Genomic DNA, 11,734 nt, shown 5'->3' with positions numbered 1-11,734 from the left:
TTCGCACCGGCGGGTACGCAGGATTCCCGTCCGGTCAGATGCCCAGCGCCGCCGCGATCCTCGGTTCAGCCTCACGCCAGTCGTCGACGATCTCGATCTGCTCGGGAAGGGGCGGCAGCAACGATCGCATCTGCGGCAGCGCCATCAGGTGGAAAAGATGCGCCTCGCTGACGGCGGCGCGCACCGAGACCAGATTGTGCGGGATGTCGTCGACGAAAGCGACGGGGCGAGCAGTCATGCCACGGAGTTCGCGGATCGCCGGTCCCTTGGCTGTCTCGGTCGTCAGCAGCGGGTAGGGGAAACCGAGCCGGTCGAGATGCGCGCGGCGCGTCGCGCGGTGACGGTGCGGCATTGCGGTGAGCATGACGATCTCCGCCTGTCGCGCCAGTTCGGCTATCGCGCCGACCGCACCCTCGAGCGGCGTCTGCCATTCGGCCTGAACGGCGAAGAAACCGTCGATCAATGCGGAAACCGGCTCGCGGTCAAGCGCTTCGCCGGTTTTCTTGTCGCGGATGTTGCCGTGCAGGCGGAAGGTCGCAAGCGTCAGTTCCAGACCTTGCGCGTCAAGGAACAGCATGAACGGGCGAACGAACTCCATCAGCACGTCATCGACGTCGAGCACCAGCAAGGGCCTTGTGTCGAGCGACAGTTCGGCGATCTGGCGCGCGGTCTCCGGATCCTCGCTCATGTCGAGGCCAGATAGCGATCGTCGCCGGTCGGCAGGGCTTTCAGCGCCTCGCCGACGGCTGCCGGCGCAACGCCGGCATGTTCGGCAAAGGCGGTCAGCGTCGGTTCATGCGCCAGGATGAAGCGCAGTACGCCAGCGAGGAAACCCGGTTCGCGGGCAGCTTGGCGGATCGCAGGGGCCTCTATGCCGGTGAGTGCGAGAAAGCGCGGCAACAGCACCGGGTCGTTCGCGACATAGACCAGCGCCGAAACGGCCAGCGCTTCGGCGTCCTGCGATGTGAGTTTGCGCGTCACTGGCGACTCCGGTAAGCGATCCCTATGTCATGCAGTAGCGGCGCGAGACGCTGCCTGCAAGCCGGCGACACCGGTCCCGCAAATCGCCGGAAATCAGCTAGGAACGGTTTCCGTTTCGTCAATGTTCTTCGGCTAGGGTGCGGCGGGGTTCGACGCAGGGATTGCGGATGGAACGGGCTGCCCCGGCAGGTGCGGTCCCCGTCGGGGAATAGGCGAATGGCCAAAAAGGTAATGATCGTCGAGGACAACGAGCTCAACATGAAGCTCTTCCGCGACCTGATCGAGGCGAGCGGCTACGAAACCGTGCGCACGAGGAATGGCCTCGAGGCGCTCGACCTGGCGCGCCTGCATCGCCCCGACCTTATCCTGATGGACATCCAGTTGCCCGAGGTTTCCGGTCTCGAGGTGACCAAGTGGCTGAAGCAGGACGATGATCTACACACGATCCCGGTGATTGCAGTGACCGCCTTCGCCATGAAGGGGGACGAGGAACGCATCCGGCAGGGTGGATGCGAGGCCTATATTTCAAAACCGATCTCCGTGCCGCGCTTCATCGAGACGATCAAATCCTACCTGGGCGACGCATGATCGGCGTGGCCGACGCATACCGGAGTGCTTGCAGCCGATGACCGCGCGCATCCTCGTCGTCGACGACATCCCGGCGAACGTGAAGCTTCTCGAAGTGCGGCTGCTCGCCGAATATTTCGAGGTGCTGACGGCGTCGAATGGCGAGGACGCAATCGAAACCTGCGAGAACGGCAAGGTCGACGTCGTCCTGCTGGATGTGATGATGCCCGGTATGGATGGGTTCGAGGTCTGCCGCAGGCTGAAGGCCGACCCGACGACGGCGCATATCCCGGTCGTCATGATCACCGCGCTGGGGCAAACCACGGACCGCGTCAACGGATTGGAGTCGGGCGCCGACGATTTTCTGACAAAGCCGGTCAACGACCTGCAACTGATGACGCGCGTGAAAAGCCTCGTGCGGCTGAAGATGCTGACCGACGAGTTGCGCCTGCGCGCGGCGACGACACGCAATATCGGGATCGAGGAATTGCTGTCGCGGCGGCTGCCGGCGGACGATCTGACGCCGAAGGTGCTGCTCATCGACGAGCGGCCTTCCTCCTGCGATGCCATCCGCAAATTCCTGGCGGGCAAGGCCGAGCTCGACGTCGTCAGCGATCCACAGGCAGGCTTCTTCCAGGCGGCGGAAGAGCCCTATGAATGCGTTCTGATTTCCACGGCGTTCGCCAACTACGACCCCTTGCGGCTCTGCTCGCAGCTCCGCTCGGTCGACCGCACCCGCTTCCTGCCGATCATCCTGCTCGCCGATGTCGGCGACGAGAACCGGATCATCCGTGGCCTGGAACTCGGCGTGAACGACTATCTGGTGCGGCCGATCGACGAGCAGGAACTGACGGCGCGGCTGCGTACCCAGGTCAAACGCAAGCGCTACAACGATCATCTGCGCGCAAGCGTGACCCAGACCATCGAGATGGCGGTGACCGACGGGCTTACGGGCCTGCACAACCGGCGCTATCTCGACAGCCATTTGAGGACGTTGTTCGACCGCGCGGTTTCCCGGCGCCGCCCGCTTTCGGTGCTCGTCCTCGACCTCGACCGCTTCAAGTCGATCAACGATACGCATGGTCACGATGGCGGCGACGACGTGCTGCGCGAGTTCGCCGGGCGGCTGCGCAAGAACGTACGCGGCATCGACCTTGCTTGCCGCTATGGCGGCGAGGAGTTCGTCGTCGTGATGCCCGACACGGAAGCCTCGATCGCCGAGAAGGTGGCTGAACGCATCCGCGCAGAAATAGAACGCAACCCGTTCACGGTCGGCAAGGATGCCGTGACGGTCGGTTTGACCATCAGTGTCGGCGTTTCCTCGGTGCAGCGAAGGAGGGATACGGTCGAGGATTTGATGAAGCGGGCCGACCTTGCCGTCTATGAAGCCAAGAGCGGCGGCCGCAACAGGGTCGTGGCGAAGGCCGCCTAAAAGTTGCAAATATTTGCATCAACTTTTTGCGAGCAATCGATGCAATTATAGAGCGAGACCGAACGATTTATGGTCATCGCATTTCGCTCTAGATCGCCGCCGTATCATGTTGAAATGGCGCATATTCTCTGGACGGTCCACGTCCATTTTTGCGGCTTTTTGACCGTTTCCCGCCTGCTGGCTAAGGTTTCGTGTTTACCTTAATAGCAGCGCTTTGCGCGGTTTGGTTAAGAAATGATTGATTTTTAAGTCTTCTTGCGCGACGATCACGTTCAGGAACAAGAAAGCGCCATATTGAAAGGCCTAGTCTGGCGCTGTCAGAGTTACCCCATGATGCTCAGGTCCGCCGCATCTCCTGGGTCCGTGGGGTCGGCCGGCCGGCGCTGGCACACAGTGGCCTCCTCGTACCGCTGCCAGATAGCCGGCCGGCCCCCATCGCTTCCTTCCTTGCGATAAGATTTGCGCATAGTTGCCAATGATGCGCCGCGAACAGGTTGTGAAATATCGGCGCTGTTGTCAGTAAGCCGATATGCACTTCTTGACCGGGCAAGACTTGTTGTCCTTGGTCGGCACGCTGCCAAACGCGATGGTGGTGCGGGAATCGCAGTAGTTCGAATCCGCCACATAGCGGCTGTAAAGGGGCGCGCCGCTTGTCTTTGACCGGTACCGCAGAATCGCCGAGCCGCTGGATTTCACTGCCGCCTGGACTGCTTTGCAGGTCATGTTGGTGACGGTGTAGGACGGGTCCGCGCCGGCGGCTGATGCCAGAAGAAGCATCGGGATGGCGTAGGCTATGGGTTTCATCGCCTTCTCCTCTCGCTTCGGCCATCATCGTCGGATGCTGTCGACCGTACAAGGAGAAGCGCTGACCTTGTTCTGGGCCAGACCGACGGGCCGCAAACGCTTGTGCGCTGCCACAGGAGGGGCCGGCGGAGAGATCGGCCGCCACAGAAACGAAAAAGCCGCCCGGAGGCGGCTTCGACGGCATATTGGAGGACGAAGATTACTTGATCTTCGTTTCCTTGAACTCGACGTGCTTCTTCGCGATCGGATCGTACTTGCGGAAGGTGAACTTGTCGGTCTTGGTGCGGCTGTTCTTGCTCGTCACGTAGAAAAAGCCGGTGTCGGCGGTGGAGAGCAGCTTGATCTTGATGTTCGCGGCTTTTGCCATGGAAAGGTTCCGTTCAACAGACTGGGGTTCGAACCGCCTCTAAGGGGCGGAACCCCGGCGCGGAAAACTGCCGCGACACATAAAGATCGGTGCCGGAAAGTCAAGAGCGGCGGCGCGACGCGGCGATGCGGGTTATGGCAAGCACGATATAGAACAGGAAGAAAAGCGCCAGCGCGCCGGCGAAACCCTCGTTGCCGAACAGGTCCATGCCGATGCCGATCGCCTGCGGCCCCAGCACCATGCCCAGCCCGTAACACAGCACGAAGGCGGCGTTGGCATTGGCCAGTTCATGGCCGGAGAGCCGCGAGCCGAGATGGGCGAGACCGACCGTATAAAGCGCGGCAACCATGCCGCCCCAGACGAACAGCACAGCGGCCATGATGTACCAGTTGCCGACCACGGTGGGCAGGAAGATCATGCCGGCCAGGCCCACGATCGCACAGCCCAGAAGCAGGTAGCGGCGGTCGGGCATACGGTCGCTCAGCATGCCGATCGGAATCTGCATCAGCACGTTGCCGAGGCCGATCATGGTGAGGAGCAGAGCGGCTTCGCCCTCCGAATAGCCGCTTCGCGCGCCGTAGACCGGGAAAAGGGCGAACCCGCCGGTTTCGACGGCGCCGAACACCAAGACCGCGGCGGTGGCCGTCGGCACCAGCCAGATATAGCGCAGGAAATGGCCGCTCTCGTCGCCGCTTGGGTGGATGTCCGGGCTCTGGCGCCAGGCAGCGATAACCGGCACCAGCGCGATCATCACCAGCACGAACACGGTGCCGAACGGTGCGAAACCGCCGCTGCCGATGCGTGAGAACAGCCACGGGCCGAGCGCGAAGCCGAGCGACAGCACGGTGGCGTAGATGCCGAGCACGAAACCGCGCCGATGCGGTGGCGCCGAGGAGGAGATCCAGAATTCGGAAAGGATGAAGAGTACGGTGAGCGCGATGTGCAGCACCACGCGCAGCGGGAACCACATCCAGAAGGCGGTGGCGAAGTAGAAGCCCATGAAGGCCAGCGCGCCGAACAGAATCATGGCGGCCATGGTCCAGACCACGCCGAATCGCATCGCCAGCGGCGTGGCCATTGGCGCGCCGACGATCGAGGCAACACCGGCGATGGCGGTGTTCAGCCCGATCATGCTTGCCGAATAGCCGCGAGTCTCAAGGATGACGCTGAGCAGCGGCATGCCGAGGCCAATGGCGATGCCGACCACGCTGATCGATGCGATGGCCGCCGAAATCGGCAGCCACTGCATGTGCACGTGTTCGTCCCCGGGATGAGCACTGCGGTTCATGTCGGAACTGGTATCTGCTAGAGGATTTCGCGGATGAAGCGGTTGCGGACCATGCGATAGAACGGGACCGCTCCACCGGGCCGCAACAGCGGATCGAAGGCCAGCCGTTGCTCGAGTTCGCCGAGAACGGTTCGCGTGATCGTCGGGATATCGGCCTGCTTGGCCTCGTCCAGCGGCAGCCAGACGAGTTCCTCCAACTCCTCCGTCGGCCCGCCGCCGGGCAGTTCCACGGCGACCGCGTCACGCCAGGCAGCGAGAAAACGTGTATCGAAACGGCGCACCCGTCCCGGCGGGGTGATGGCGCGGACGAGATAACGGAGCCCCTCCAGCGAGGGCGCGATGCCGTTTTCGGCGAACCCCTGCCAGCCGGGCTTCGGCGTCTTGAAGGGCGCCTTGTGGCCGATCAGCAGCCCGGCCTCCTCATAGGTTTCGCGGACGGCCGAAAGGGCTATGGCACGGGCGCGAACCGGACTTGTCCGGCCGGCACGCCGTAGGAGGTTTTGTTGCTCATCGGGGTGCAGGTCTTCGGCGACCGGCACAAAACTGTCGCCGGGGTCCGTGCGGCCGCCGGGGAAGACGAATTTTCCGGGCATGAAGGCGTGGCGTGCGTGGCGGCGGCCCATCAGCACCTTCACCGCGCCATGCTGGCGCTCGAGCAGGATCAGGGTCGCCGCGTCACGCGGGCGCAACGGTCCCTTGCCGAGCGCGAAATCCTTGGCTTCGGCCTTGTCGAGGTCGGTTCGGCTCATTCCGTCCATAAGGCTTCCCTTAGCGGAGCGAAGACGGCGATGGAACCACTCTTTTGATCGGAAAACTTAGACCAGAGGAGGTTTCAGCTTCGGATCCGGCGCTGGAAATCACGCCTCCGGGTGCTGTTCGATCAGATCGTGCTCGCCACCGAAGCCGTGCATATAGAGCGCCCATTGCAGTCCGACGACAGCGCCCTTGACCGGCCGCAGCAGCGCCAGCGCCATGATGATGGTGAGCGGCACCCAGATGGCCAGATGCTGCCAGGTCGAGAGCGTGCTCGTCGCCTCGACGCCCATGAAGGCGCCGACGACCACATGGCCGACGATGACCACCACCAGATAGGCGGGCAGGTCGTCGGCGCGGTGGTGAAACATTTCCTCATGGCAATGCTCGCAGCGGTCCACGGTCTTCAGGAACGAACGGAACAGTTTGCCCTCGCCGCAATGCGGGCAGCGTCCGAGAAAACCGCGCTTCATCGCCGTCCACAGCGGGCGAGCCACCCTGCCGGTATGATTGATCCCGCCGAAAACCTGTTCTTCCATCGTCATCTCCTGCCGCGAGGGCCCCGCGACATGGTGGCGCGCCCGCGCTTCTGCCGGGCCTTCGCTTTATGAAACGACCGTTTGGCGCCCGGCAGGGGCTTCGGCTCGCTCAGCATCTCGAAGCGGAGCGCGCCGGCCAGCGGCGCGACCTCGACGAGTTTCACCAGCACGGCGTCGGCAAGCTGATATCCCTTGCCCGTCCGTTCGCCCACCAGGGCCCGCGCCGTCTCGTCGAAGATATAGTAATCGCCGTCGAGTGTTGCGACGGGCACAAAGCCATCGGTTCCGTACTGCGGCAATTGGACAAATAGTCCCGCCTTGGTGACGCCGGAGACGCGGCCGTCGAATTCGCCATTGATCTGTTCGGCCAGATGCGCGGCGATCAGCCGGTCGACGGTCTGGCGTTCGGCGGCCATGGCGCGCCGCTCGGTGGTCGAGATCAGTTCGGACATATCCTCCAGCCGCGCTTCCTCCGTCGCCGTCAGCCCGTCCTTGCCGAGCGAAAGTGCTGAGATCAGCGCCCGGTGCACGATGAGGTCGGCATAGCGGCGGATCGGCGAGGTGAAATGCGCGTAGCGGCGCAGGTTCAGGCCGAAATGGCCGAGATTGTCGGGCGAATAGACGGCCTGGCTCTGGGTGCGCAGCACCACCTCGTTGACCAGCCCTTCATGTTCGCCGTCGCGGACCCGGTCGAGGATGGAGTTGAACTGCTGGGTGCGCAGTTCGGCGCCGCGCGCCAGCGAGATGCCGATGGAATGCAGGAACTCGCGCAGCGATTCCTGCTTCACCAGCGAGGGCGAGTCGTGGACGCGGTAGACGAGTTTCTGCCGCTTGGCCTCCAGGGTCTCGGCCGCCGAGACATTGGCCTGGATCATGAACTCCTCGATCAGTTTATGGGCGTCGAGGCGCTCCGGCACGATGACGCGATCGACCGTTCCGTCCGGCTTCAGCAGGATTTTGCGCTCCGGCAGGTCGAGGTCGAGCGGCCCGCGCTTGTCGCGGCCCCGCTTCAGAACGGCGTAGCCGTCCCATAGCGGCTTCAGCACCGGATCGAGCAGCGGCGCGGTCTTCTCGTCGGTCACGCCGTCGATCGCCGCCTGCGCCTGGGCGTAGGCAAGTTTGGCGACCGAGCGCATCATGACGCGGTGGAAGCTGTGGCGCAGCTTGCGGCCGTCGGCGGCGAATGTCATGCGCAAGGCGAGCGCCGGGCGATCGACGCCCTCCTTTAGCGAGCAGAGGTCATTGGAAATCCGTTCGGGCAGCATCGGCACGACGCGGTCCGGAAAATAGACGGAGTTGCCACGGTTCAGCGCCTCGCGGTCGAGCGCGGTCCCCGGCCGCACGTAGGACGCGACATCCGCGATGGCGACGGTGGCGATGACGCCGCCGGGGTTGGCCGGATCGGTGTCGGGCGTGGCGTGGACGGCGTCGTCATGGTCCTTGGCGTCGGCCGGATCGATGGTCAGCAGCGGCAGTTCGCGCCAGTCCTCGCGGCCATCCATGGTGGCGGGCTGGGCGGCTTCCGCCTCCGCGACCACCTCGCGCGGAAAAATGTGCGGGATGCCATGGGCGTGGATGGCGATCATCGAGACCGCCTTCTCGCTGGTCAGCGAGCCCAGCACCGTGACGACCTTCGCCTGCGGCAGGCCGTAGCGCGTCGACCGCCCCGTCTCGATCTCGACCAGGTCGCCGTCGCGGGCGCCGTTGCGGAACTCCTCCGCCACCTCGAATTCGGGCCGACCGCGCTCGACCGGAACGATGCGAAGCCCGCCGCCGGACAAGGTGCGGAACACGCCGAGCTCGGTCTCGGCCCGCTTCTCGAACACCTTCATCACCCGCGCGGTATAGGCAGGTCCCGGGCCTTCGTTGCGGAAGGTTTTCGCCAGCACGCGGTCGCCGATGCCGGGCGCCGAGCCGCGGCTCGCCTTGGCCGTCTTGATGGCGACCACCACGGGGGTATCAGAGGCGTCGCGCTCGGCGGGACGCGCCAAAAGGTTGCCGTCGCTGTCTCGGGAAAAGATGTCGAGCACCGTTACGTGGGGCAGGGAGCCCGGACGCTTCAGCCGCTTCTTGTCCTTCTCGATCAGGCCTTCGTCGTGGAGATCGGCCAGCGTGTCCTTGAGCCAGACGCGGTCCGCCCCTTTCAGCGAGAAGGCGCGGGCGAGATCGCGCTTGCCGCTCTTGTCCGGGTTCTCATCGATATAGGTGAGAAGCTCTTCGCGGCTGGGCCGAAAATCGCCCGCCGTCCTCGGATGCGCGCCCGGCCCGTAGGCTGGGCTTTTGCCGCTTTCCCCTCTCGGCGGAGACGGTTTTTTCGCCAACCGGGACTATTCCTTTTTCTGCGCCGCAGCCTTTTTCGCGGCAGGTTTCTTCGCCGCCGACGTTTTTGCGTCGGATTTCTTCGCAGTCGCCTTGGCCGCCGGCCGTCTTGCGCTGGCCGGCTTCTTGCCGCCTCCGGTCTTGGCTTCGCGCTCGGCGATCAGCACCAGCGCTTCCTCCATGGTGACCGATGCCGGGTCCTTGCCCTTGGGCAGTGTCGCATTGACCTTGGCGAAGTTGACGTAGGGGCCGTATTTGCCGTCGCGCACCGTGACCTTGCCGCCGCCATCCGGATGTTCGCCGAGATCCTTGAGTGCCGCCGGCGTGCCACCGCGCGCGCCTTTGCCCTTGGACTGCTTGTCAGCAATCACCGTGACCGCCCGGTTCAGACCGATCGAGAATACGTCCTCGATGCTGTCCAGGTTGGCGTAGGTGCCGTCATGCAGCACGAACGGCCCGTAGCGGCCGAGCCCGGCGGAGATCATCTTGCCGCTCTCGGGATGTTTTCCGACATCGCGCGGCAGTGACAGCAAGGCCAGCGCCTTCTCGTGGTCGATGGAATCCACCGTCCAGCCTTTCGGCAGGCTGGAGCGTTTTGCGTCCTTGCCGTCGCCGCGCTGGATGTAGGGGCCGAAGCGGCCGCTGCGCAGCGTGATCTCCTCGTTGGTGTAGGGATCCTTGCCCAGCACCTTGGTGCCATTGTCCTCGGCCTGGCCGTTCTCTCCCTCGCCATTGGCGGCGTCGCCGAGCTGACGGGTATAGCCGCATTCCGGATAGTTCGAGCAGCCGACGAAGGCACCGTATTTGCCGAGCCTGAGCGACAGCGTGCCGACGCCGCATTTCGGACAGACGCGCGGGTTGGAACCGTCTTCCCGCGCGGGGAAGATCAGCGGCGCCAGTTCCTCGTTCAGCGTCTCCAGCACGTCGCCGACGCGCAAATCCTTGGTCTCGGCGATGGCCGCCGAAAAATCTCTCCAGAAATCGCGCAGAACATCCTTCCAGACCAGCTTGCCGTCGGAAATCTCGTCGAGCTTTTCCTCCAGCCCGGCGGTGAAGTCGTACTCCACATATTTGGCGAAGAAGCTTTCGAGGAAGGCCGACAGCAGGCGTCCACGCGAATGCGGGATCAGCTTACGCTTGTCGATGATGACGTATTCGCGGTCTTCGAGCGTCTTCAGGATCGCCGTATAGGTGGAGGGACGGCCGATGCCGAGTTCCTCCATCTTCTTGATCAGCGTGGCTTCCGAATAGCGCGGCGGCGGTTCGGTCGAATGCTGCGTCGCCTGGATAGACTTGCGGTCGAGCGCTTCGCCGGCCCGGATTTCCGGCAGGCGGCCGCCTTCATCATCGTCAGTCGCGTCTTCTTCCTTCTGGTCGGTATAGGCGGCGATGAAACCGTCGAAGCGGATCACCGAGCCGACGGCGCGCAACGCGGCCGTGCGCGCGCCATTGACCGCCTCGATCTCGACGGTGGTGCGCTCGATCTCGGCCGGCTGCATCTGGCTGGCGATGGCGCGCTTCCAGATCATCTCGTAGAGCCGCGCCTGGTCCGCATCGAGATATCTGCGCATCTCCGCCGGCGTGCGGGAAAAATCGGTCGGGCGGATAGCCTCGTGCGCTTCCTGCGCGTTCTTGGCCTTGGCCGAATAGTAGCGCGGTTTTTCCGGCAGGTATTTTTCGCCGAACTCTTTCGCGATCGCGCCGCGGGCCGCGGAGATCGCCTCGGGCGCCATCTGCACGCCGTCCGTACGCATATAGGTGATCAGGCCGGCCGTCTCGCCGCCCATGTCCAGGCCTTCGTAGAGGCGCTGGGCGATCTGCATGGTGCGCACGGCGGAAAAGCCGAGGCGCGACGACGCCGCCTGCTGCAAGGTCGACGTTGTGAACGGCGGGCCGGGATTGCGTTTCGTCGGCTTTGCGTCGACCGAAAGCGCCCGGAAGGTTCCCCCCTCCAGCATCGCCTTGATGCCGTTGGCCTGTTCCGCGTTGTTGATGTCGAGCTTTTGCAGCCGCTTGCCGTCGAAGCCGGTCAGCCGCGCCTCGAACAGATCGGCGCGCGGCGTCGCCAGCGTTGCCGCGATCTGCCAGTATTCCTGGCGGACGAAACGCTCGATCTCGGCCTCGCGGTCGCAGACCAGCCTGAGAGCCACCGACTGGACGCGGCCGGCTGAGCGGGCTCCCGGCAGCTTGCGCCACAGCACCGGCGACAGCGTGAAACCGACCAGATAGTCCAACGCCCGGCGCGCCAGATAAGCATCGACCAGCGGCACGTCGATCTGGCGGGGATTGGCCATCGCATCCAGCACCGACTGCTTGGTGATGGCATTGAAGACGACGCGGCTGACCGGCTTGCCCTTCAGTGCACGTTTCTGTTGCAGCACCTCCAGGACGTGCCAGGAGATGGCCTCGCCCTCGCGATCCGGGTCGGTGGCGAGGATCAGGCCATCGGCTTCCTTCACCGCCTTAGCAATGTCGCCGAGCCGTTTGGAAGAAGGGCCGTCCACCTCCCACGACATGGCGAAGTCCTCATCGGGCCGCACCGATCCATCCTTGGCCGGCAAGTCGCGGACATGGCCGTAGGAGGCCAGAACCTTATAGTTGCGGCCGAGATACTTGTTGATTGTCTTGGCCTTGGCAGGCGATTCGACGACGACGACGTCCATGGATTCCCGTTTTTCCGCTAG

The 11,734-nt window shown here is 64.0% G+C and carries 11 protein-coding genes; 2 read left to right on the top strand and 9 right to left on the bottom strand.

Annotated elements, in window-relative coordinates; all coding sequences use genetic code 11:
• Positions 1-34: 34 nt before the first annotated feature.
• Together ABMA59_RS14810 and ABMA59_RS14805 are read right to left on the bottom strand one after the other, a co-directional pair.
• Positions 35-688 (bottom strand): hypothetical protein, encoded by a 654-nt coding sequence (locus tag ABMA59_RS14810; protein ID WP_349006127.1) that lies wholly within the window; start codon positions 686-688, stop codon positions 35-37.
• The gene (locus ABMA59_RS14805; protein WP_349006126.1) at positions 685-981 is read right to left on the bottom strand and encodes a DUF3572 domain-containing protein; all 297 of its coding nucleotides are present in this window, start codon (positions 979-981) and stop codon (positions 685-687) included. Before ABMA59_RS14805 ends, ABMA59_RS14810 begins: the two co-directional genes overlap by 4 nt.
• Before the next feature lie 216 nt (positions 982-1,197).
• Between ABMA59_RS14805 and ABMA59_RS14800 the strand changes: the two genes are divergently transcribed.
• Together ABMA59_RS14800 and ABMA59_RS14795 are read left to right on the top strand one after the other, a co-directional pair.
• Entirely contained in the window at positions 1,198-1,569 is a 372-nt protein-coding gene (locus tag ABMA59_RS14800) for a response regulator (RefSeq protein ID WP_349006125.1), read from the top strand.
• A 37-nt stretch (positions 1,570-1,606) separates the two neighbouring features.
• Positions 1,607-2,980, top strand: a complete 1,374-nt coding sequence (locus ABMA59_RS14795; protein WP_349006124.1) for a PleD family two-component system response regulator — start codon at positions 1,607-1,609, stop codon at positions 2,978-2,980.
• A gap of 516 nt (positions 2,981-3,496) precedes the next feature.
• Here the strand turns inward: ABMA59_RS14795 and ABMA59_RS14790 are convergent.
• The 7 genes from ABMA59_RS14790 to topA all read right to left on the bottom strand — a co-directional run bounded on the left by ABMA59_RS14790 (position 3,497) and on the right by topA (position 11,713).
• Positions 3,497-3,784 carry a hypothetical protein gene (locus ABMA59_RS14790; protein ID WP_349006123.1) on the bottom strand — a complete coding sequence of 96 codons (288 nt, stop codon included), beginning with the start codon at positions 3,782-3,784 and terminating at the stop codon, positions 3,497-3,499.
• 199 nt (positions 3,785-3,983) lie between these two features.
• The gene (gene rpmG / locus ABMA59_RS14785; protein WP_349006122.1) at positions 3,984-4,151 is read right to left on the bottom strand and encodes a 50S ribosomal protein L33; all 168 of its coding nucleotides are present in this window, start codon (positions 4,149-4,151) and stop codon (positions 3,984-3,986) included.
• 100 nt (positions 4,152-4,251) lie between these two features.
• Positions 4,252-5,400 (bottom strand): MFS transporter, encoded by a 1,149-nt coding sequence (locus ABMA59_RS14780; RefSeq protein WP_349006121.1) that lies wholly within the window; start codon positions 5,398-5,400, stop codon positions 4,252-4,254.
• A 56-nt stretch (positions 5,401-5,456) separates the two neighbouring features.
• The gene (locus tag ABMA59_RS14775; protein ID WP_349006120.1) at positions 5,457-6,197 is read right to left on the bottom strand and encodes an NUDIX hydrolase; all 741 of its coding nucleotides are present in this window, start codon (positions 6,195-6,197) and stop codon (positions 5,457-5,459) included.
• A gap of 99 nt (positions 6,198-6,296) precedes the next feature.
• Entirely contained in the window at positions 6,297-6,731 is a 435-nt protein-coding gene (locus ABMA59_RS14770; protein WP_349006119.1) for a DUF983 domain-containing protein, read from the bottom strand.
• 2 nt (positions 6,732-6,733) lie between these two features.
• Positions 6,734-9,052: a ribonuclease R gene (gene rnr, locus ABMA59_RS14765; protein ID WP_349006118.1), complete on the bottom strand. Its 2,319-nt coding sequence runs from the start codon at positions 9,050-9,052 to the stop codon at positions 6,734-6,736.
• A 6-nt stretch (positions 9,053-9,058) separates the two neighbouring features.
• Positions 9,059-11,713, bottom strand: coding sequence for a type I DNA topoisomerase (gene topA, locus ABMA59_RS14760; RefSeq protein ID WP_349006117.1), 2,655 nt, complete (start codon positions 11,711-11,713; stop codon positions 9,059-9,061).
• Between the last annotated feature and the right edge of the window lie 21 nt (positions 11,714-11,734).

This window comes from Mesorhizobium yinganensis (assembly GCF_040081985.1).
GTDB lineage: Bacteria > Pseudomonadota > Alphaproteobacteria > Rhizobiales > Rhizobiaceae > Kumtagia > Kumtagia yinganensis.
The sequence above is the reverse complement of the archived record's forward strand: the minus strand, read 5'-3'. Positions and strand labels throughout refer to the sequence as shown.